The organism is Streptomyces sp. MAR4 CNX-425, assembly GCF_048656465.1.
GTDB lineage: Bacteria > Actinomycetota > Actinomycetes > Streptomycetales > Streptomycetaceae > Streptomyces.
On the sequence record NZ_JBMDLF010000007.1, the window covers coordinates 38,026 to 59,719 of the forward strand.

Below are 21,694 nucleotides of genomic sequence, written 5' to 3' on the forward strand. Positions count from 1 at the left end.
AGCCGAGCGCACCCAGCACCGCCGCAGCGCAGCCAGCCGAAGGGGACGTACATGCCGGTCGACGCCAGCCTCCTGGAGATCCTCGCCTGCCCGGCGTGCCACGCTCCGCTGCGCGAGAGCGAGGACGGCGCGGCCGGCGCGGCCGGCGAAGGCGACCCCGCCGGGCCCGAGCTGCGGTGCACCTCGGACACCTGCGGCCTCGTCTACCCCGTGCGCGACGAGATCCCCGTCCTGCTCGTGGACGAAGCCCGCCGCCCCGCCTAGGCCGCCGCCGACATGCTCGACGAGTCGCTGCTCGACGACCCCGCGGAGCTGAGCCGCGCCGACGCCCGCGGCCTGCTGCGCAGCGTCGCCCAGGCCGGCGCCCAGGTCCGCGTCGCCGCCCGCCAGGCGGCCGAGTCCGACCTCGCCCGGGTACGCCCCGACGGCCGCCCCCGCGCGCTGCTCGTCGCCGCCCCCGGGCCCGTCGCGTACACCACCGCCGACCTGCTGCGCGCCCTGACCGGCGGCGCCTGCCCGGTCACCGCCCTGCGCCCCGCCGGCGCCCGCCCCGAGCCCAGCGCCCTGACCTGGACGCTGCCCGGCTGGGCCGGCCCGTACGACCTGCTGCTCATCGCCACCGAGTACGGCCGCGAGCCCGGCCTCAGCGCCCTCGTCGAACAGGCGTACCGGCGCGGCTGCACCGTCGCGGCCGTCGCCCCGCGCACCTCCGCGGTCACCGAGATAGTCACCTCCCGCGGCCTCGCCCTGCCGCTGCTGCACGCCCCCGGTGAGCAGATCGAGACCGGCGGCCTGTGGCCGCAGCTCACCCCGCTCCTCGCGCTCGCCGACCGCATCGGCCTCCTCGCCGCCCCCGACGACCTCCTCGCCCGGGTCGCCGACCGCCTCGACATCGTCGCCGAGCGCTGCGGGCCGGCCATCGAGACGTACGCGAACCCCGCCAAGACCCTCGCCGCCGAGCTGGCCGAGTCGCTGCCGCTGCTGTGGAGCGAGGGCCCCGTCGCGGGCGCCGCCACGCGCTACTTCGCCCGCCGCCTGACCGCCCTCGCCGGCCGCCCCGCGCTCCCCGCGGCCCTGCCCGACGCGCTCACCGCACACGGCATGCTGCTGTCCGAGGCGTTCACCTCCGGCGCCGACCCCGACGACCTCTTCCGCGACCGCGTCGACGAGCCCGCCGCGCTCCAGGCCCGCGTCGTCCTGCTCCACGACGACTCCGCCGACGGCTCCCGCACCCCCCGGGAGGCCGCCCCCGCCGCCCGCGAGCTGGCCGCCGCCCAGGGCACCCCCGTCAGCGAGCTGGAACCCTCCGACGGCGACCCCCTGGAGGCCGCCGGGGAGCTGCTCGCCACCGCCGATTTCACCGCCGTTTACCTCGCCCTGGCTGCGGGTTCCGCATGATCCGTACCAAGATGGCCGCATGGACCGCCTGACCAACACCGTCCGCCCGTACGCCTGGGGCTCCACCACCGCCATCCCCGAGCTGCTCGGCACCGAGCCGACCGGCGAACCGCAGGCCGAGCTGTGGATGGGCGCCCACCCCGGCGGCCCCTCGCGCGTCGACCGCGGCGCCGGACCCGTCCGGCTCGACGGCGTGATCGAGGGCGACCCCGAGGGCGAACTGGGCGCCGCCACGGTGGCGCGCTTCGGCCCCCGGCTGCCGTTCCTGCTGAAGGTGCTCGCCGCCGCCGCCCCGCTGTCCCTCCAGGTCCACCCCGACCTCGCACAGGCCCGCAGCGGCTACCGCGACGAGGAGGAGCGCGGCGTCCCCGCCGACGCCCCCGAACGCAACTACAAGGACGCCAACCACAAGCCCGAGCTGATCTGCGCCCTCACCCTCTTCGAGGGCCTGTGCGGCTTCCGCCCGGCCGCGGCCGCCGCCGACCTGCTCGACGGCCTCGGCGTCGACGGCCTCAAGCCCTACGCCGACGCGCTGCGCGCACAGCCCGAGGAGGACGCGCTACGGGAAGTCCTCGCCGGCGTGCTGCGCGCCGACCGCGACGCGCTGGCGCCCACCGTCGAGGCCGCGGGCCGGGCGGCCGAGAAGCTGGGCACCACCGGCTCCCCGTACGCCGCCGACTACGCCGCCTACGGCGCCCTGGCCCGCACCTGGCCCGGCGACCCCGGCGTCGTCGCCGCCTTCCTGCTCAACGTCGTCCGGCTGCGGCCCGGCGAGGCGCTCTTCCTCGGCGCCGGCGTTCCGCACGCCTACCTCGACGGCGTCGGGGTCGAGATCATGGCCAACTCCGACAACGTGCTGCGCTGCGGCCTCACGCCCAAGCACGTGGACGTGCCCGAGCTGCTGAAGATCGTCTCGTTCACCCCCCGGGCCCCCGAGGTGCTCCGGGCCGGCCCCGACGGCGCGTACCCCGTCCCCGTCGACGACTTCCGCCTCCACCGCCACGACCTCGACGACGGCCCCGTCACCGCCGGGCCCCCGCCGTCCGGCGCGGGCCCGCAGATCCTGCTGTGCACCGACGGCAGCGCCGAGCTGACCAACGCCGCCGGCGAACACCTGTCCCTGCACCGCGGCGAGTCGGCCTTCGTCCCGGCCGCCGACGGCACGCTGCACGCCACCGGCTCCGGCACCCTCTTCCGCGCCACGCCGGCCGGCTGAGGCGGGCCCGGCCCCGGGTTGTCCACAGCCGCGCCGGGCCGGGCTTGCGCCCACCGGCCGCGGTGCTGACAGAATGTGCCGCCTCGACAGGCCCGACAGGGCGCGGCCTCCCGCCGCGCGCCGCGGGCAGAGACCGAAGGGAGCCGGCGGCGGATGGCTGCAGGCGGCGGTACGAAGGCGATCCTCGCGGCGCTCGGCGCCAACCTGTCGATCGCCGCAGCGAAGTTCGTGGCATGGGCCTTCAGCGGCTCGTCCTCCATGCTCGCCGAGGCCGTGCACTCGCTCGCCGACTCCGGCAACCAGGCCCTGCTCCTCCTCGGCGGCAAGCGCGCCAAGCGCGCGGCCACGAAGGAGCACCCGTTCGGATACGGCCGCGAGCGCTACGTCTACGCGTTCCTCGTCTCCATCGTGCTCTTCACGGTCGGCGGCCTCTTCGCGATCTACGAGGGCTACCACAAGATCGAGGACCCGCACGAGATCGACCACTGGTACTGGCCGGTGGGCGTCCTCGTCTTCGCGATCATCGCGGAGATCTTCTCCTTCCGCACCGCCATCAAGGAGTCCAACCAGGTACGCGGCGGCCAGAGCTGGTGGCAGTTCATCCGCCGCTCCAAGGCGCCCGAGCTGCCCGTGGTGCTGCTGGAGGACCTCGGCGCGCTGGTCGGCCTGATCCTCGCGCTCCTCGGCGTGGGCGTCGCCCTCGCCACGGGCGACGGCGTCTGGGACGGCGTCGGGACGGTGTGCATCGGCGTCCTGCTGCTGATCATCGCCGTCATACTCGCCGTCGAGACCAAGAGCCTGCTCCTCGGCGAGGGCGCCAGCGACGCCGACGTCGAGGCGATCGGCGCGGCGCTCGTCGACGGCGACGCCGTCACCCACGTCATCCACCTCAAGACCCTCTACCTCGGCCCGGACGAGCTGCTCGTCGCCGCGAAGATCGCCGTCCAGCACGACGACACGGCGGGAGAGGTGGCCCGCGCCATCGACGCCGCGGAGACGCGGGTGCGGGAGGCGGTGCCGGTCGCCAGGATGATCTACCTGGAGCCGGACATCGCCCGCGCGAAGACGGACACGTAGAACCGCCCGCGCCGCCCGCCGCGCCCGCAGGGCGCGCCCCGCGGGGCTGACCGGCCGGAACCCGCCTGCCGCCCCGCCACCCCCGTCCCCCCCCTCCCCGTCCCGCCGTCTCAGCGGGTGTCCGGTCCGCGGGATGGCCGGTTCCAGTTGCCGACCCGCCCCCGCGGACAGGGCGGTCTGCGGTAGATTCGGGGGGCAGAGCCAGACGTCGCTGCTGATGGCGATCGGGTGGCCCGCCAGCGGGCCGGCCGAGGGGGAGAGAGGGCCTCCGGCGGACTGAGCCGCAGTACGGGACCGGTGTGTCCGCACGCGTGCGCACACGCGCCAGGCAGGTCCCGCCTGCGCTCAGGGAAATCCGACCACCCCTCAAGGAGTGACGACGTGACTTCCACGACCACCGCCACGAGCCCGGACTTCAAGGTCGCCGACCTGTCCCTGGCCGCCTTCGGCCGCAAGGAGATCCGGCTCGCCGAGCACGAGATGCCCGGCCTCATGGCCATCCGCAAGGAGTACGCCGAGGCCCAGCCGCTCGCCGGCGCCCGCATCACCGGCTCGCTCCACATGACGGTGCAGACCGCGGTCCTCATCGAGACCCTGACCGCCCTCGGCGCCGAGGTCCGCTGGGCCTCCTGCAACATCTTCTCCACCCAGGACCACGCCGCCGCGGCCGTCGCCGTCGGCCCCGACGGCACCCCGGACAACCCCGCCGGCGTCCCCGTCTTCGCCTGGAAGGGCGAGACGCTGGAGGAGTACTGGTGGTGCACGGAGCAGGCCCTGACCTGGCCCGGCGCCGCCACCGGCGGCCCGAACATGATCCTCGACGACGGCGGCGACGCCACCCTCCTCGTCCACAAGGGCGTCGAGTTCGAGAAGGACGGCAAGGTCCCCGCGCCCGACACCGCGGAGAGCGACGAGGAGCACGTCATCCTCCAGCTCCTCACCCGCACCGTCGCCGAGACCCCGCAGAAGTGGACCCAGCTCTCCTCCGAGATCCGCGGCGTCACCGAGGAGACCACCACCGGCGTCCACCGTCTCTACGAGATGCACCAGGCCGGCACGCTGCTCTTCCCGGCCATCAACGTCAACGACTCGGTGACCAAGTCGAAGTTCGACAACAAGTACGGCTGCCGCCACTCCCTCGTCGACGGCATCAACCGCGCCACCGACGTCCTCATCGGCGGCAAGACCGCCGTCATCTGCGGCTACGGCGACGTCGGCAAGGGCTGCGCCGAGTCCCTGCGCGGCCAGGGCGCCCGGGTCATCATCACCGAGATCGACCCGATCTGCGCCCTCCAGGCCGCCATGGACGGCTTCCAGGTCGCGCGGCTGGACGACGTCGTCGAGACCGCGGACATCTTCGTCACCGCCACCGGCAACAAGGACATCATCCTCGCCGACCACATGCGGCGGATGAAGCACCAGGCGATCGTCGGCAACATCGGCCACTTCGACAACGAGATCGACATGGCCGGCCTCGCCCAGCTGCCCGGCGTCGTCAAGGACGAGGTCAAGCCGCAGGTGCACACCTGGACCTTCCCCGACGGCCGGGTCCTCATTGTCCTCTCCGAGGGCCGCCTGCTGAACCTCGGCAACGCCACGGGCCACCCGTCGTTCGTCATGTCCAACTCCTTCGCGAACCAGACGATCGCCCAGATCGAGCTGTTCACGAAGACCTCCGAGTACCCGACCGGCGTCTACGTGCTGCCCAAGCACCTCGACGAGAAGGTCGCCCGCCTCCACCTCGACGCCCTCGGCGTCCGGCTCACCGAACTGCGGCCGGAGCAGGCGTCGTACATCGGCGTGAAGGTCGAGGGCCCGTACAAGCCGGACCACTACCGGTACTGAGCCCCGACCGCCCGCCGCCCGCCCGGACCCGTCCCGGGCGGGCGGCGCCGCGTCCGGGCCCGGCACCCGCGTAGGGTGCGGCACATGCCGCGCGGACGCTACTCCCTCCACGACCCGTACGACGGCACCCCGCTGGGCGACGAACGCTTCCACTGCGCCCCCGGCTCCTCCGGCTGGCGCTACGTCGCCCAGACCACGGCCCCCGACGGCACCCCCGCCGGCTCCGTGGACCTCACCATCGACCACCGCGGCCGCCCCGTCCGCCTGGAACTCCACGCCGGCGGCTGGCAGGTCCGCGGCGCGGCCCTGGACGGCGTCACGTGGGTCCGCTCGGACCCGGCGGGCACAGCGGCCAGCGAGGGCAACGCCCGCGCCCAGGGCTTCACGGGCACCTCCCCGGCGTTCCTCATCGCCACCACCCAACTCCTCCCGCCACCCCCCACCCCACCCGGCCCCGCTACCCCGGCGCCGCACCGCCTCCGCCTCGTGGCCCTCACCCACCCCGTGCTCGCCCCGCGCACTCTGGACCAGGCGTGGACACGAACGGGCGAAGATACCCACGAGGCGGACACAGGAGTGCTCCGCGTAACGAACTACCAGGTCAGCGACCTGGAGACCGGCGAACAGCACGCGGTCCACGTCGCCGGCGACGTGGTCCTGGCCGCCCCCGGAGTCGAGCTCGAAGAACTCGACACGCCGCCCAACTCCCTCGACGGCTGAGGGCGATTCGCATCGCGCGCGGTTGACCTGGTACTGTTCACGTCGCTCCAGCCGGAGGGCGAAGTCCCGCCGAAGCAGAGCACTCTCTGAACTACCCGATCGGGAGCGGGAATTCGCACCGAAAAGGTCTGGTAAGGTTCAGAACACCGAAGGGAAACGCCCGGAGAGGCCCGTGAGGGTTTTGAAGGAAGTGTCCGTTCTTTGAGAACTCAACAGTGTGCCAAGTAGTCGATGCCAAGTGTTTGTGAAACACAGCATTACAGCAGTAGCGAGGCAGACTCGTTCTGTGGTGCTTTGATTCTGTTGAAGCATTTACGGAGAGTTTGATCCTGGCTCAGGACGAACGCTGGCGGCGTGCTTAACACATGCAAGTCGAACGATGAAGCCCTTTCGGGGGTGGATTAGTGGCGAACGGGTGAGTAACACGTGGGCAATCTGCCCTGCACTCTGGGACAAGCCCTGGAAACGGGGTCTAATACCGGATGTTCACCTCTGGGCGCATGCCTGGGGGTGGAAAGCTCCGGCGGTGCAGGATGAGCCCGCGGCCTATCAGCTTGTTGGTGGGGTGATGGCCTACCAAGGCGACGACGGGTAGCCGGCCTGAGAGGGCGACCGGCCACACTGGGACTGAGACACGGCCCAGACTCCTACGGGAGGCAGCAGTGGGGAATATTGCACAATGGGCGCAAGCCTGATGCAGCGACGCCGCGTGAGGGATGACGGCCTTCGGGTTGTAAACCTCTTTCAGCAGGGAAGAAGCTCCTTGGGGTGACGGTACCTGCAGAAGAAGCGCCGGCTAACTACGTGCCAGCAGCCGCGGTAATACGTAGGGCGCAAGCGTTGTCCGGAATTATTGGGCGTAAAGAGCTCGTAGGCGGCTTGTCGCGTCGGATGTGAAAGCCCGGGGCTTAACCCCGGGTCTGCATTCGATACGGGCAGGCTGGAGTTCGGTAGGGGAGATCGGAATTCCTGGTGTAGCGGTGGAATGCGCAGATATCAGGAGGAACACCGGTGGCGAAGGCGGATCTCTGGGCCGATACTGACGCTGAGGAGCGAAAGCGTGGGGAGCGAACAGGATTAGATACCCTGGTAGTCCACGCCGTAAACGGTGGGCACTAGGTGTGGGCGGCATTCCACGTCGTCCGTGCCGTAGCTAACGCATTAAGTGCCCCGCCTGGGGAGTACGGCCGCAAGGCTAAAACTCAAAGGAATTGACGGGGGCCCGCACAAGCGGCGGAGCATGTGGCTTAATTCGACGCAACGCGAAGAACCTTACCAAGGCTTGACATACACCGGAAAACCGTGGAGACACGGTCCCCCTTGTGGTCGGTGTACAGGTGGTGCATGGCTGTCGTCAGCTCGTGTCGTGAGATGTTGGGTTAAGTCCCGCAACGAGCGCAACCCTTGTCCTGTGTTGCCAGCACGCCCTTCGGGGTGGTGGGGACTCACGGGAGACTGCCGGGGTCAACTCGGAGGAAGGTGGGGACGACGTCAAGTCATCATGCCCCTTATGTCTTGGGCTGCACACGTGCTACAATGGCCGGTACAATGAGCTGCGATGCCGTGAGGTGGAGCGAATCTCAAAAAGCCGGTCTCAGTTCGGATTGGGGTCTGCAACTCGACCCCATGAAGTCGGAGTCGCTAGTAATCGCAGATCAGCATTGCTGCGGTGAATACGTTCCCGGGCCTTGTACACACCGCCCGTCACGTCACGAAAGTCGGTAACACCCGAAGCCGGTGGCCTAACCCCTTGTGGGAGGGAGCCGTCGAAGGTGGGACTGGCGATTGGGACGAAGTCGTAACAAGGTAGCCGTACCGGAAGGTGCGGCTGGATCACCTCCTTTCTAAGGAGCACCGTGCCGCATGCGGGCAAGTGTCCCGCACGGCCAGCTCATGGGTGGAACATCGATTACGCGTCACGGCACACTGTTGGGTATCTGAGAGCGCGGGCACGCAAGTGTCTGTTTCTCTTATGGGTTGTTGTTTGAGAACTGCACAGTGGACGCGAGCATCTGTGGCCAAGTTTTTAAGGGCGCATGGTGGATGCCTTGGCACCAGGAACCGATGAAGGACGTGGGAGGCCGCGATAGGCCCCGGGGAGCTGTCAACCGAGCTGTGATCCGGGGGTGTCCGAATGGGGAAACCCGGCAGTCGTCATGGGCTGTCACCCGCTGCTGAATGTATAGGCAGTTGGGAGGGAACGCGGGGAAGTGAAACATCTCAGTACCCGCAGGAAGAGAAAACAACAGTGATTCCGGGAGTAGTGGCGAGCGAAACTGGATGAGGCTAAACCGTGTGTGTGTGATACCCGGCAGGGGTTGCGCATGCGGGGTTGTGGGAGTTTACGTGACCGGTCTGCCGGCTGGTCGGCGAGTGAGAAACCGTACGTGTAGGCGAAGGGCATGCGAAAGGCCCGGCGTAGAGGGTAAGACCCCCGTAGTCGAAACGTGTACGGCTCGTTGTGAACCACCCAAGTAGCACGGGGCCCGAGAAATCCCGTGTGAATCTGGCGGGACCACCCGCTAAGCCTAAATATTCCCTGGTGACCGATAGCGGATAGTACCGTGAGGGAATGGTGAAAAGTACCGCGGGAGCGGAGTGAAAGAGTACCTGAAACCGTGTGCCTACAAGCCGTGGGAGCGTCGCCGTTGTCCTTTTGGGGGCTTCGGTCGTGACTGCGTGCCTTTTGAAGAATGAGCCTGCGAGTTAGCGGTGTGTAGCGAGGTTAACCCGTGTGGGGTAGCCGTAGCGAAAGCGAGTCCTAGCTGGGCGTTGAGTTGCACGCTCTAGACCCGAAGCGGGGTGATCTAGCCATGGGCAGGGTGAAGCGGCTGTAAGAGGTCGTGGAGGCCCGAACCCACCAGGGTTGAAAACCTGGGGGATGACCTGTGGTTAGGGGTGAAAGGCCAATCAAACTCCGTGATAGCTGGTTCTCCCCGAAATGCATTTAGGTGCAGCGTCGTGTGTTGCTTGCCGGAGGTAGAGCTACTGGATAGGCGATGGGCCTTACCGGGTTACTGACCTTAGCCAAACTCCGAATGCCGGTAAGTTGAGCGCGGCAGTGAGACTGCGGGGGATAAGCTCCGTGGTCGAGAGGGAAACAGCCCAGAGCATCGACTAAGGCCCCTAAGCGTATGCTAAGTGGGAAAGGATGTGGAGTCGCAGAGACAACCAGGAGGTTGGCTTAGAAGCAGCCATCCTTGAAAGAGTGCGTAATAGCTCACTGGTCAAGTGATTCCGCGCCGACAATGTAGCGGGGCTCAAGCGTACCGCCGAAGTCGTGTCACTCACACTAGAGCCTTAACGGGTGTGTGGGTGGGTAGGGGAGCGTCGTGTGCCGGGTGAAGCCGCACTGGAAGGTAGTGGTGGACGGTTCGCGAGTGAGAATGCAGGCATGAGTAGCGATACACACGTGGGAAACGTGTGCGCCGATTGACTAAGGGTTCCTGGGTCAAGTTGATCTGCCCAGGGTAAGTCGGGGCCTAAGGCGAGGCCGACAGGCGTAGTCGATGGATAACCGGTTGATATTCCGGTACCCGCTGTGAAGCGCCCAGCATTGAATCAGGTGATGCTAAGCCCGTGAAGCCCCCTCGTTGATCCTTCGGGTGATGCGGGGTGTGGTGGAGCCGGTGACCCGAGCTTGTAGTAGGTGAGTGATGGGGTGACGCAGGAAGGTAGTCCAGCCCGGGCGGTGGTTGTCCCGGGGTAAGGGTGTGGCCCGTTGTGCAGGTAAATCCGTGCAACATGAGGGTGAGACCTGATGCCGAGCCGATTGTGGTGAAGTGGATGATCCTATGCTGTCGAGAAAAGCCTCTAGCGATGTTTCATGGCGGCCCGTACCCGAAACCGACTCAGGTGGTCAGGTAGAGTATACCGAGGCGTTCGGGTGAACTATGGTTAAGGAACTCGGCAAAATGCCCCCGTAACTTCGGGAGAAGGGGGGCCGCTTCTGGTGATGGCTTTTACGGCCGGAGCTGGGGGTGGCCGCAGAGACCAGCGAGAAGCGACTGTTTACTAAAAACACAGGTCCGTGCGAAGCTGTAAGGCGATGTATACGGACTGACGCCTGCCCGGTGCTGGAACGTTAAGGGGACCGGTTAGTCATTCCTTTGGGGTGGCGAAGCTGAGAACTTAAGCGCCAGTAAACGGCGGTGGTAACTATAACCATCCTAAGGTAGCGAAATTCCTTGTCGGGTAAGTTCCGACCTGCACGAATGGCGTAACGACTTCTCGGCTGTCTCAACCATAGGCCCGGTGAAATTGCAGTACGAGTAAAGATGCTCGTTTCGCGCAGCAGGACGGAAAGACCCCGGGACCTTTACTACAGCTTGATATTGGTGTTCGGTTCGGCTTGTGTAGGATAGGTGGGAGACTGTGAAGCGGCCACGCCAGTGGTTGTGGAGTCGTCGTTGAAATACCACTCTGGTCGTGTTGGATGTCTAACCTGGGTCCGTGATCCGGATCGGGGACAGTGTCTGGTGGGTAGTTTAACTGGGGCGGTTGCCTCCTAAAGTGTAACGGAGGCGCCCAAAGGTTCCCTCAGCCTGGTTGGTCATCAGGTGGTGAGTGTAAGTGCACAAGGGAGCTTGACTGCGAGACTGACGGGTCGAGCAGGTGCGAAAGCAGGGACTAGTGATCCGGCGGTGGCTTGTGGGAGCGCCGTCGCTCAACGGATAAAAGGTACCCCGGGGATAACAGGCTGATCTTCCCCAAGAGTCCATATCGACGGGATGGTTTGGCACCTCGATGTCGGCTCGTCGCATCCTGGGGCTGGAGTCGGTCCCAAGGGTTGGGCTGTTCGCCCATTAAAGCGGCACGCGAGCTGGGTTTAGAACGTCGTGAGACAGTTCGGTCCCTATCCGCTGCGCGCGTAGGAGTCTTGAGAAGGGCTGTCCCTAGTACGAGAGGACCGGGACGGACGGACCTCTGGTGTGCCAGTTGTTCTGCCAAGGGCATGGCTGGTTGGCTACGTTCGGGAGGGATAACCGCTGAAAGCATCTAAGCGGGAAGCCTGCTTCGAGATGAGGACTCCCACCCCCTTGTAGGGGTTAAGGCCCCCTGTAGACGACGGGGTTGATAGGCCGGATCTGGAAGCCCTGTGAGGGGTGGAGGTGACCGGTACTAATAGGCCGAGGGCTTGTCCATAGCTGCTTGCGTCCACTGTGTAGGTTCTGAGACAACAACCCAGCTTTTTTGAGGCATCGTGTTGTGTGTTTCATGGTGTTTCGGTGGTCATAGCGTTGGGGAAACGCCCGGTCTCATTCCGAACCCGGAAGCTAAGCCCGACCGCGCCGATGGTACTGCACGGGGGACCGTGTGGGAGAGTAGGTCACCGCCGAACAAACTTTACGACTCAACCCCTGCGCTGCGGCGCAGGGGTTGAGTCGTTTCTCGCGTCCTTGCAGACTGGGGCAATGGCAGAAGAGATAGCCGCACTTCGTTGGGACGAGTCGCCGGACGGCGGGGACGGGCCCGCGGTCGTTCTGCTGGATCAGACGCGGCTTCCCGTCGATGAGGTGGAGCTGGTCTGTGCCGATGTGCCGGCGTTGGTGCGGGCGATTCGGGAACTTGCGGTGCGGGGTGCGCCGCTGCTCGGTATTGCCGGGGCCTACGGCGTGGCGCTTGCCGCCGCGCGGGGCGACGACGTCGACCGGGCGGCCGGGCTGCTGGCCGGGGCGCGGCCGACCGCCGTCAACCTGGCGTATGGCGTACGGAAGGCGCAGGGCGCCTTTGAGGCCGCCGGGCGGGACGGGGACGGCGCCGGCGCTGCGGCGGCGCTGGCGGAGGCGCGGCGGCTGCATGCCGACGACGCGCGGGCCAGTGCGCGGATGGCCGAGCACGGGCTGCGGGTACTGGGCGAGCTGGTGCCCGCCGGGGGTTACCGGCTGCTCACGCACTGCAACACCGGGGCGCTGGTGTCCGGCGGTGCGGGTACCGGGTTCGCCGTGGTGCTGGCGGCGCACCGGTCCGGGGCGCTGCGGCGGCTGTGGGTGGACGAGACGCGCCCGCTGTTGCAGGGGTCCCGGCTGACGGCGTACGAGGCCGCGCGGGCCGGCGTGCCGTATACGCTGCTGACGGACAACGCCGCCGGGTCGCTGTTCGCGGACGGGCAGGTGGACGCGGTGATCGTGGGCGCGGACCGGATCGCCGCCGACGGGTCGGTGGCCAACAAGGTCGGGACGTACCCGCTGGCGGTGCTCGCCCACTACCATCGGGTTCCGTTCCTCGTCGTCGCACCGACGACGACGGTGGACTTCGGTACGCCGGACGGCTCGGCCATCGAGGTGGAGCAGCGGGCCGGGGGCGAGGTCACGGAGTTCTCCGTGCCGTACGCTGCCGGGGCGTGTTCGGCGCCGGCCGCGGTTGCGTACGCGGTCGCGCCCGTGGGCACGGAGGCGTACAACCCGGCCTTCGATGTCACCCCGCCGGAGCTGGTGACGGCTCTGGTCACGGAGCGCGGGGTGGCCTCGCCGGTGTCGGGGGATTCGCTCGTTGAGCTGTGCGGGCGTTGACCGCGGATGATCGTCAGGGGAAGAGGCTCGTCACGGCGGTGGCCGCGGCGTGACCTGGGACACGGGATTCTCTGTAGGGGATGTGTAAATGGGATGATGTCGACATGAAGGGACGCGTTCTCGTCGTCGACGACGACACCGCACTGGCCGAGATGCTCGGGATCGTGCTGCGCGGGGAAGGCTTCGAGCCGTCGTTCGTAGCGGACGGTGACAAGGCGTTTGCCGCGTTTCGCGAGACCAAGCCGGACCTGGTGCTGCTCGACCTCATGCTCCCCGGCCGGGACGGTATCGAGGTCTGCCGTCTGATCAGGGCGGAGTCCGGTGTGCCGATCGTCATGCTGACGGCGAAGAGCGACACCGTGGACGTCGTCGTGGGCCTGGAGTCCGGGGCCGACGACTACATCGTCAAACCGTTCAAGCCCAAGGAGCTGGTGGCCCGGATCCGGGCCCGGCTGCGCCGGTCCGAGGAGCCGGTGCCCGAGCAGCTGGCGATCGGCGATCTGGTGATCGACGTCGCCGGGCACTCGGTGAAGCGCGGCGGTGAGCCGATCGCGCTGACCCCGCTGGAGTTCGACCTGCTGGTGGCGCTGGCGCGCAAGCCGTGGCAGGTCTTCACCCGCGAGGTGCTGCTGGAGCAGGTCTGGGGGTACCGGCACGCCGCCGACACGCGGCTCGTGAACGTGCACGTGCAGCGGCTGCGCTCGAAGGTCGAGAAGGACCCGGAGAAGCCGGAGATCGTGGTGACCGTCCGCGGCGTCGGCTACAAGGCGGGACCGAGCTGACGTGTTCCGCCTGCTGCCGCGGGAGGGCGTGCCCGGCGGGCCGGTGCAGCCGTTCGTCCGGCTGTGTGTGCGCTGGGTACGCAGCCCGTTGCGGGTTGCGACCAAGCTGTACCGGCGGAACATCCAGCTGCGGGTGGTCGCGACCACCCTGCTGATGTCGCTGGGCGTCGTCGTGCTGCTCGGCATCGTCGTCATCGGGCAGGTCCGCAACGGGCTGCTGGAGGCGAAGCTCGGCGCCGCGCAGGGGCAGGCGCAGAACGGGTTCGCGCAGGCGGAGGTACGTGCCGCCGCGGAGGAGCCCGGCAGCGGCGGCGAGGCCACGGCGCCCGTGAACTCCGCGGAGTGGCGGGCGGACCTGGTCGAGCAGCTGATGGGCAGCGGCAAGGGCGTGGTGTCGGTCCTGGTGATGAGCTCCAGCGTGGACAACCGGGCGACCAGCTCGTCCGACAACCCGCGGGGCACGCTCGTCTCGGACGACACGTCGTCGGAGGCCATTCCGGCGGACCTGCGCGAGGAGGTCGACCGCGGCGGCGGGTCCGGGATCTACGAGCAGTACGCGCGCGTGTCGAAGGAGGGCTCGGACGAGAGCGAGCCGGCCCTGATCATCGGCAAGCGGCTGAACGACCCGAACAACAATCCTTATCAGCTGTACTTCGTGTTTCCCTTCACCCAGGAGGAGAAGACGCTGAGCCTGGTGAAGGGCACGCTGGCGACGGCCGGCGTGTTCGTGGTGGTGCTGCTCGGCGCCATCGCCTGGCTCGTCGTACGACAGGTCGTCACGCCCGTGCGGATGGCCGCCGGCATCGCCGAGCGGCTCGCGGCGGGGCGGTTGCAGGAGCGGATGAAGGTCAGCGGCGAGGACGACATCGCCCGGCTGGGCCAGTCGTTCAACAAGATGGCGCAGAACCTCCAGGTGAAGATTCAGCAGCTGGAGGAGCTGTCGCGGATGCAGCGCCGCTTCGTCTCCGACGTCTCGCACGAGCTGCGCACCCCGCTGACGACGGTGCGGATGGCGGCGGACGTGATCCACGAGGCGCGCGAGGACTTCGATCCGGTGACCTCGCGCTCCGCGGAGCTGCTGCTCGACCAGCTGGACCGGTTCGAGTCGCTGCTCTCCGACCTGCTGGAGATCAGCCGCTTCGACGCGGGCGCCGCGGCGCTGGACGCCGAGTCCGTCGATCTGCGGGAGATCGTGCGGCGCGTCGTGGGCGGCGCGCAGCTGCTCGCGGACGCCAAGGGCGGGCGGCTGCTCGTACGGGGCGACGAGCGTGCCGTGATCGCGGAGGTCGACGCGCGGCGCGTGGAGCGGGTGCTGCGGAACCTGGTCGTGAACGCCGTCGAGCACGGCGAGGGCCGCGACGTCGTCGTCCGCCTCGGGATGTCCGGGAGCGCGGTGGCGGTCGCGGTCCGCGACTACGGCGTGGGGCTGAAGCCCGGCGAGGCGACGCGGGTGTTCAACCGCTTCTGGCGCGCCGACCCGGCCCGGGCCCGGACCACGGGAGGAACCGGCCTGGGGCTGTCCATCTCGCTGGAGGACGCCCGGCTGCACGGCGGCTGGCTACAGGCGTGGGGCGAGCCGGGCGGCGGGTCGCAGTTCCGGCTGACGCTGCCGCGGAAGGGCGGGGAGGCGCTGCACGGCTCGCCGGTGCCGCTGGAGCCGGACGACTCGCGGGCGCGGCGGGCGGCGCGGACGGCGCCGGAGCCGGGCGCGGTGAGCGTGGTGCCGGCCGGTGGGACGACCGGCGGCGAGCTGCTGGGCACCGTACCGGCGCAGGGCGGGCGCGGGGCGGGCGCCGCTGCGCGTGCGGCGGCGCCGCGGCCCGCGGCGCGGGCGGAGGCGGACCCGACGGCGCTGCCCGGCAGCGGGCGGCGGGTCAGCGGGTACGCGGGTGCGGCGGACGACACGGCGTCGGGTGGCGCCTCGTCGGAGGGTGCGGGCGCGGAACTGCCGGAGCGGGCGTCCGAGGGCGTCGCCGCGGGGGACGAGGACGGCGACCCGGTCTCCGGCGAGGCGGGCCGTGAGGCGGGGGCCGAGGTCGGGAGCGAGGTCGGCGGTGAAGGGGAACGCGGTGGGCGCGGCTAGCGGTTCGGGAAGGACACCGGAGGCGTCCTGGCGCGGGCGTCCCCGTCCGTACGGGCGCTCCCGTCCGTACGGGCGCCGCTCCGCGGTCCGTACGCGCCGGTACGCCACCGCCGCCCTGCTCGCGGGCTTCCTGCTGCTGACCGGCTGCGCCTCCATGCCCGACAGCGGGGGTGTGCACCAGGTGCCGCTGTCCGAGCAGCGCGAGGATTCACGCGCGCGTACGTACGCCGAACCCCCGGAGCGCGGGGCCCGGCCGCAGCGCATCGTGGCGGACTTCCTGGAGGCCCTGCGCAGCGACGACTACGCCAGGGTCGCCAAGGACTATCTGACGAAGAAGGCGCGCGCGTGGACGCCGGGCGAGACCGCGGTGCTCGCGGAGGCGCCCGAGATCCTGGAGCAGCCGCCGACCGGGCCCAAGCCGGTGAACAGCAAGAAGATCAGCACGGCGGTCGTCCAGCTGCGCGGTGAGAAGGTCGCGCGGGTCAACGAGGCCGGCACGTACACGCCCGACGAGCGTGCGTACAGCCTGAACATCGAGCTGTCCAGGGAGGGCAAGTCCGGCCAGTGGCGGATCGTCGACCCGCCGCGCGGGCTGGTGATCAGCCGGGCGGACTTCGAGCGGACCTTCCAGCCGGCCAGCACGTACCACTTCACGGCCCGCAGCAAGGACACCCTCGTCCCCGACCCCGTCTACGTACGCAGGCGCATCGATCCCGTCACGGACGCGGTGCGCACGCTGCTCGACGGGCCGGGCGGGCTGATCGGGACGGTGACGCAGACGACGTTCCCGGCGCGCACCAAGCTGAAGGGGCACCAGCGGCTGACGGTCGACGAGGAGGGCACCCTGCGGGTGCGGCTCGTGCTGCCGTCGAAGCCGGGGGCGCACACGTGCGAGCGGATGGCGGCGCAGGTGCTGCACACCGCGCAGAGCCAGGAGGGCGTGCGCGTCGACCACGTGGAGCTGCTGACCGCCAAGGACGTCAAGCTGTGCGAGCTGAGCGCGGCGGCGGGCGAGCGGTACGCGCCGGACCGGCTGGCGGGCGACCCCGACTCGCTGTACTTCATTGACTCCGAGCACCGGCTCGTACGGACCTCCGCGAAGCCGGAGGCGGGCGACGCCGGGCCCGCGACGGTGATCAGCCCGCTCGGCGACGGGAATCCGGGGTTCGGTTCGGCCGCGGTGGCCCGCTCGGAGAAGAAGGCGGCCGGGGTGACGGCCACCGGGCGCGAGCTGTACGTGTCGTCGCTGGACGAGTCCTCGGAACTGGGCGAACCGCTGCTGACCAGCGACGCCACCCAGGCGCAGGCGGAGCGTGGCGACGGGCTCACGGCGCCGAGCTGGGACGGCCTGGGCGACCTGTGGGTGGCGGACCGGGTCGGCGGCGAGTCGCGGCTGTACTGGGTGGAGGACGGCACCGGCGACCCCGTGCGCATCGACGTCACCGGGCTGGAGGGCCGCATCGAGGCCCTGCGCATGTCGGCGGAGGGGGCGCGGATAGCGCTGGTCGTCAGCGAGGGGACGGAGAGCCGGCTGGTGCTGGGCGCGGTGTCGGTGGAGGACGGCGTGCCGGTGGTGGCGCTGGTGCGGGAGACGGGCCCGCTGGCGGAGGTCGGGACCGTGTCGTGGGCGGGCGAGAGCCGCCTGCTGGTCGTGGGGCGCGAGTCGGAGGGCGTGCACCAGATGCGGCTGGTGTCGACGGACGGATCGGTGCCGCCGGCGGCGGAGCTGGGGCAGGGCCTGACCGGGGTGACGGCGGTGGCGGCGACGGAGGACGGCACGAAGCCGCTGGTGGCGGCGTCGGAGGACGGGATCGTGCGGCTGCCGCAGAATGCGTACTGGAAGGCGGTGGCCGGCGGGGAGGGCGGCACGGCGCCGGTGTACCCGGGGTAGGGCTGCCGGGCGGCGGAGTCGGCGCGGCGCCCGGGTTGTCCGCATGCGGGGGGTTGTCCACAGGGGGGCCGCGGGTGTCGGTGGGCCCGGGCATGGTGGACGTATGCGGGGGACAGGACGGGAACTGGCGGGGTTGTTGCTGTCGGCCGGCTGCGCGGGATGCGGGGCCGGGCGGGGCGCGGGGGCGCTGTGCGCGGAGTGCGCGGCGGAGCTGACGGCGGGGGCGGTGCGGCGCGTGGTGCCGCGGCCCCGGCCGCCGGGGCTGCCCGCGGTGTACGCGGCGGTGGCGTACGGGGGCGCGGCGCGGACGGCGCTGCTGGCGCACAAGGAGCGGGGCGCGCTGCGCCTCGCCCGCCCGCTGGGCGCGGCCCTGGCGGCGGCGGTCCGGGCGGCGGCCACGGCGGCCGGGAGCCGGGCGGCGGGGGGCCGCGCCACCGGGACCAGCGCCACCGGGACCAGCGCCACCGGGACCAGCGCCACCGGGACCCGCGGCGCCCCGATACACGGCGCCGGACCCCGCGCCACCGGGGCCCCCGTGGCCGGGGCGGGCCCGGGGGCGCGCGGCAGGGCCGCGGGCGGTGGGGCGCGGCCCCGGGCGCCGGGGGGTGAGCGCGTCGTGCTGGTGCCCGTGCCGTCGGCGCGGGGAGCCGTGGTGCGGCGGGGGCACGATCCGGTGCGGCGTGCCGGGCTGGTCGCCGCGGAGCGGCTGCGGCGCGGCGGGATGCGGGCCGAGCTGCTGCCCGTGCTGCGGCAGCGGCGGGCGGTGGCGGATCAGGCGGGGCTGAGCGCCGCGGCGCGGCAGCGGAACCTCTCCGGGGCGCTGGAGGCCGTCCGGGGCGGGGTGCCGCCGCTGCGGGCGCCGGGGTGCCGGGTCGTGCTCGTGGACGACGTACTGACGACCGGGGCGTCGCTCGCGGAGGCGGCTCGGGCCGTGCGCGCCGCAGGCTGCCGCGGCGTCCTCGCGGCGGCGGTCGTGGCCGCGCCGCGGGACGCGTTCGAAGCAGGTCGCGCCTGTCCGCTCCCTTGACTGCAATCTTACGTTTCCGCAGGTAGAAAGGAGGTATACGTACCTGCCCCGACCATCGGCGCCGCAGGGGGTGCCGCGGCATCTGAGGCGAGCTATGTTCGATTGTGAGGAGGCTGTGGGGGCAGCGGACGGGCCGAATCCGCCGCGTCCGATGGGGTGTCGATCTTGTCGGTGGGGGAGGAGGAGGTGAAGGCCGGTCCTTCCGCGGGGAGGGGCCGGCGGCAGAGAACCCCGCGGCTCCGGCACCCACCGGAGCCCAGCGCACCAAGGGACCGGCTTCGCCCGTCAGCTCAGCGGTACGCGGAGCCCGTCCAGAACGGAGTTCTGCGTGGACATCGTCGTCAAGGGCCGCAAGACCGAGGTTCCCGAGCGGTTTCGTCGGCACGTGGCCGAGAAGCTGAAGCTGGACAAGATCCAGAAGTTCGACGGCAAGGTGATCAGCCTCGACGTCGAGGTGTCCAAGGAGCACAACCCGCGGCTGGCCGACCGCTGCGACCGGGTGGAGATCACGGTGCACTCCCGGGGGCCCGTGGTGCGTGCGGAGGCGGCCGCGGCCGACCCGTACGCGGCCCTGGACCTGGCGACGGCCAAGCTGGAGGCGAGGCTGCGCAAGCAGCACGACAAGCGCAAGACGAGGCGGCCCGGCAAGGACCGCCGCACGGCCGCGGAGGTGGGCGCGGTCGTCGCGCACGCGGCGCAGCTCACCGACGACGGCGAGCTCACGACCCCGTCCATGGAGACGGCGGCGGAGAGCACGACGCGGCAGAACGGCTCTCGGCCTCTTCGCCGGGGACCGCTGGAGGTGGACGGGGACGGCCCGCTGGTGATGCGGGAGAAGACGCACGCAGCCCCGCCGATGACGCTCGACCAGGCGCTGTACGAGATGGAACTCGTCGGGCACGACTTCTATCTCTTCGTCGACTCCGACAAGAAGCTGCCCAGCGTTGTCTACCGCAGGCACGCATATGACTACGGCGTGATCCACCTCGACCCCTATCCGATCGAGGAGTCGCTGCCGGACGGCGCCGGGGGTGCCCTGGGCGGCTGAAAGGCGACGGTACGCGGGCGGCGGGGGCGTCACCCCGCCGCCCGCTCGTGAAATCATGTGCGCGCACGGCAATGTCGGTGCCTGGGGGCAAGCGTGGCGGAGTTCGAGCTGAGCGGAGCTGGTGAGCCGAAGGCGGCGGTCGGTCCCCGGGAGGAGCCGATCCGCGTCCTCGTCGTGGACGACCATGAGCTCTTCCGCCGCGGCTTGGAGATCGTCCTCGCCCAGGAGGAGGACATTCAGGTCGTCGGCGAGGCCGGCGACGGCGCCGAGGCCGTCGACAAGGCGGCCGACCTCCTCCCCGACATCGTCCTGATGGACATCCGGATGCCGCGGCGCACCGGCATCGAGGCGTGCACGGCCATCAAGGAGGTGGCCCCCAGCGCGAAGATCATCATGCTGACGATCAGCGACGAGGAGGCCGACCTCTACGACGCGATCAAGGCGGGCGCGACGGGCTATCTGCTCAAGGAGATCTCCACGGACGAGGTCTCCGCCGCGATCCGCGCCGTGGCCGACGGGCAGTCGCAGATCAGCCCGTCGATGGCGTCGAAGCTGCTGACCGAGTTCAAGTCGATGATCCAGCGCACCGACGAGCGGCGCCTCGTGCCGGCGCCGCGGCTGACCGACCGGGAGCTTGAGGTGCTCAAGCTGGTGGCCACCGGGATGAACAACCGCGACATCGCGAAAGAGCTGTTCATCAGCGAGAACACGGTGAAGAACCACGTGCGCAACATCCTGGAGAAGCTCCAGCTGCACTCCCGGATGGAGGCCGTCGTCTACGCGATGCGCGAGAAGATCCTCGAAATCCGCTGATACCCCGGACGCCGCGGGACGCCCCCGGGTGCCGCGGGCGTCCCGGGGGCCGGTCGCGTCGCTCAGCCCGCGCCCACGGCCTTCTCCGCCGCGCGCGCGAGCGGGGTGTGCAGCTCCGGCGGGCTGACCCGCTCCACCCGCACCGCCTGCGCCCCGACCCAGCCCGCCGCCTCCGCCAGCGCCGCGGCCGTCGGTTCCACGGCCTTCGCCGGGGTGACCCCGCCCGGCCGGTCGGTGCCCAGGGTGACCTGGCGGGCGACGAGCGTGCTCCCCTCGCGGCCCGGGTCGACCCGGCCGACGAGCTTGCCGCCGGCGAGCACGGGCATGGCGAAATACCCATGTATCCGCTTGGGCTTCGGCACGTACGCCTCCAGCCGGTGAGTCATTCCGAAGATCCGCTCCGTGCGCGGGCGGTCCCAGATCAGAGAGTCGAACGGGGACAGCAGCGTCGTCCGGTGCCGCCCCCGCGGGGCGTCTGCCAGCGCCTCCGGGTGCGCCCACGCCGGCTTGCCCCAGCCCTCGACCGCCACCTCGACCAGCTCGGTGTCCCCCACGACCGCGGCGACCTGCTCGCCCTTGAGACGGTGATAATCAGCCAGGTCCGCGCGCGTGCCCACGCCGAGGGCGCGGCCCGCCTGGGCGACGAGCCGGCGCAGACACTCCTCGTCCGCCAGGTCGTCGTGGAACAGCTCGTCCGGAACGGCGCGCTCGGCCAGGTCGTACACCCGCTTCCAGCCGCGCCGGGCCGTGACCACCACGTCGCCCGCGTCCAGCAGCGTCTCCACCGCGATCTTCGTCTCCGACCAGTCCCACCACGGGCCGCCGTTCTTCGCCCCGCCCAGGTCCGTGGAGGTCAGCGGGCCGTCGGCGCGCAGCCGGTCCACGACGGCGGCGCGGGAGCCCTGCGGGTCCCGCAGCCGGTGCCAGCGGTAGCCGCGGGCGCGGTTCTCACGGCGGCGGAAGGCGAACAGCGGCCACTCCTCCATGGGCAGGACGCAGGCGGCGTGCGACCAGTACTCGAAGGCGGCGGTCCCGGACCAGTACGCGGACTCCACCGCCTCGCGGCCGACGGCGCCCAGACGCGCGTACGGCACCAGCTCGTGCGACCGGGCGAGCACCGAGATGGTGTCCAGCTGCACCGCGCCCAGGCGCCGCAGCACGCCGCCGGTGCCGGCGCGGCGGTCGGGCGCGCCGAGCAGACCTTGGGCGCGCAGGGCGATACGGCGGGCGTCGGCGGCGGAGAGAGACACGTTCGCGGTCATGCCGGCGAGCGTAGGGCCTG

14 protein-coding genes and 3 rRNA genes are annotated in these 21,694 nt (G+C 70.2%); 16 read left to right on the forward strand and 1 reads right to left on the reverse strand.

Annotated features, from left to right (window positions below; all coding sequences use genetic code 11):
* Positions 1 to 51: 51 nt before the first annotated feature.
* The 16 genes from ACHZ99_RS20360 to ACHZ99_RS20435 all read left to right on the forward strand — a co-directional run bounded on the left by ACHZ99_RS20360 (position 52) and on the right by ACHZ99_RS20435 (position 20,412).
* Positions 52 to 264: a Trm112 family protein gene (locus tag ACHZ99_RS20360; protein ID WP_420306100.1), complete on the forward strand. Its 213-nt coding sequence runs from the start codon at positions 52 to 54 to the stop codon at positions 262 to 264.
* A 12-nt stretch (positions 265 to 276) separates the two neighbouring features.
* On the forward strand, positions 277 to 1,398 hold the full coding sequence (locus ACHZ99_RS20365) for an SIS domain-containing protein (RefSeq protein ID WP_420306101.1): 1,122 nt from the start codon (positions 277 to 279) through the stop codon (positions 1,396 to 1,398).
* Between the two features lie 19 nt (positions 1,399 to 1,417).
* Positions 1,418 to 2,614 (forward strand): mannose-6-phosphate isomerase, class I, encoded by a 1,197-nt coding sequence (manA, locus tag ACHZ99_RS20370; protein WP_420306102.1) that lies wholly within the window; start codon positions 1,418 to 1,420, stop codon positions 2,612 to 2,614.
* A gap of 153 nt (positions 2,615 to 2,767) precedes the next feature.
* Entirely contained in the window at positions 2,768 to 3,691 is a 924-nt protein-coding gene (locus tag ACHZ99_RS20375; RefSeq protein ID WP_420306103.1) for a cation diffusion facilitator family transporter, read from the forward strand.
* A 381-nt stretch (positions 3,692 to 4,072) separates the two neighbouring features.
* On the forward strand, positions 4,073 to 5,536 hold the full coding sequence (gene ahcY / locus ACHZ99_RS20380; RefSeq protein ID WP_420306104.1) for an adenosylhomocysteinase: 1,464 nt from the start codon (positions 4,073 to 4,075) through the stop codon (positions 5,534 to 5,536).
* 84 nt (positions 5,537 to 5,620) lie between these two features.
* Positions 5,621 to 6,256, forward strand: coding sequence for a hypothetical protein (locus ACHZ99_RS20385; RefSeq protein WP_420306105.1), 636 nt, complete (start codon positions 5,621 to 5,623; stop codon positions 6,254 to 6,256).
* A gap of 311 nt (positions 6,257 to 6,567) precedes the next feature.
* Positions 6,568 to 8,100: ribosomal RNA gene (locus tag ACHZ99_RS20390) — 16S ribosomal RNA — on the forward strand.
* A gap of 172 nt (positions 8,101 to 8,272) precedes the next feature.
* Positions 8,273 to 11,401: ribosomal RNA gene (locus ACHZ99_RS20395) — 23S ribosomal RNA — on the forward strand.
* A gap of 79 nt (positions 11,402 to 11,480) precedes the next feature.
* Positions 11,481 to 11,597 (forward strand): 5S ribosomal RNA (gene rrf, locus ACHZ99_RS20400).
* Together the 16S, 23S and 5S rRNA genes form the textbook arrangement of a ribosomal RNA operon.
* 73 nt (positions 11,598 to 11,670) lie before the next feature.
* The gene (mtnA, locus tag ACHZ99_RS20405; RefSeq protein WP_420306106.1) at positions 11,671 to 12,768 is read left to right on the forward strand and encodes an S-methyl-5-thioribose-1-phosphate isomerase; all 1,098 of its coding nucleotides are present in this window, start codon (positions 11,671 to 11,673) and stop codon (positions 12,766 to 12,768) included.
* A 104-nt stretch (positions 12,769 to 12,872) separates the two neighbouring features.
* Entirely contained in the window at positions 12,873 to 13,550 is a 678-nt protein-coding gene (gene mtrA / locus ACHZ99_RS20410; protein WP_420306107.1) for a two-component system response regulator MtrA, read from the forward strand.
* Between the two features lies 1 nt (position 13,551).
* Positions 13,552 to 15,633 carry an MtrAB system histidine kinase MtrB gene (mtrB, locus tag ACHZ99_RS20415; protein WP_420306108.1) on the forward strand — a complete coding sequence of 694 codons (2,082 nt, stop codon included), beginning with the start codon at positions 13,552 to 13,554 and terminating at the stop codon, positions 15,631 to 15,633.
* Entirely contained in the window at positions 15,620 to 17,524 is a 1,905-nt protein-coding gene (locus ACHZ99_RS20420; protein WP_420306109.1) for an LpqB family beta-propeller domain-containing protein, read from the forward strand. Before mtrB ends, ACHZ99_RS20420 begins: the two co-directional genes overlap by 14 nt.
* 103 nt (positions 17,525 to 17,627) lie before the next feature.
* Positions 17,628 to 18,551, forward strand: a complete 924-nt coding sequence (locus tag ACHZ99_RS20425; RefSeq protein WP_420306110.1) for a ComF family protein — start codon at positions 17,628 to 17,630, stop codon at positions 18,549 to 18,551.
* A gap of 328 nt (positions 18,552 to 18,879) precedes the next feature.
* On the forward strand, positions 18,880 to 19,599 hold the full coding sequence (gene hpf, locus ACHZ99_RS20430) for a ribosome hibernation-promoting factor, HPF/YfiA family (protein WP_420306111.1): 720 nt from the start codon (positions 18,880 to 18,882) through the stop codon (positions 19,597 to 19,599).
* Positions 19,600 to 19,692: 93 nt separating this feature from the next.
* On the forward strand, positions 19,693 to 20,412 hold the full coding sequence (locus ACHZ99_RS20435; protein WP_420306112.1) for a response regulator: 720 nt from the start codon (positions 19,693 to 19,695) through the stop codon (positions 20,410 to 20,412).
* A 62-nt stretch (positions 20,413 to 20,474) separates the two neighbouring features.
* Here the strand turns inward: ACHZ99_RS20435 and ACHZ99_RS20440 are convergent, their stop codons facing one another.
* The gene (locus tag ACHZ99_RS20440) at positions 20,475 to 21,674 is read right to left on the reverse strand and encodes a winged helix-turn-helix domain-containing protein (RefSeq protein WP_420306113.1); all 1,200 of its coding nucleotides are present in this window, start codon (positions 21,672 to 21,674) and stop codon (positions 20,475 to 20,477) included.
* Between the last annotated feature and the right edge of the window lie 20 nt (positions 21,675 to 21,694).

Excerpts from the sequence above, each read along its gene's own strand:
- mtnA (WP_420306106.1), top strand. The coding sequence starts at position 11,671 with ATGGCAGAAGAGATAGCCGCACTTCGTTGGGACGAGTCGCCGGACGGC.
- mtrA (WP_420306107.1), top strand. The coding sequence starts at position 12,873 with ATGAAGGGACGCGTTCTCGTCGTCGACGACGACACCGCACTGGCCGAG.
- ACHZ99_RS20365 (WP_420306101.1), top strand. The coding sequence starts at position 277 with ATGCTCGACGAGTCGCTGCTCGACGACCCCGCGGAGCTGAGCCGCGCC.
- ACHZ99_RS20440 (WP_420306113.1), bottom strand. The coding sequence starts at position 21,674 with ATGACCGCGAACGTGTCTCTCTCCGCCGCCGACGCCCGCCGTATCGCC.
- ACHZ99_RS20375 (WP_420306103.1), top strand. The coding sequence starts at position 2,768 with ATGGCTGCAGGCGGCGGTACGAAGGCGATCCTCGCGGCGCTCGGCGCC.
- ACHZ99_RS20385 (WP_420306105.1), top strand. The coding sequence starts at position 5,621 with ATGCCGCGCGGACGCTACTCCCTCCACGACCCGTACGACGGCACCCCG.
- ACHZ99_RS20360 (WP_420306100.1), top strand. The coding sequence starts at position 52 with ATGCCGGTCGACGCCAGCCTCCTGGAGATCCTCGCCTGCCCGGCGTGC.
- manA (WP_420306102.1), top strand. The coding sequence starts at position 1,418 with ATGGACCGCCTGACCAACACCGTCCGCCCGTACGCCTGGGGCTCCACC.
- ACHZ99_RS20425 (WP_420306110.1), top strand. The coding sequence starts at position 17,628 with ATGCGGGGGACAGGACGGGAACTGGCGGGGTTGTTGCTGTCGGCCGGC.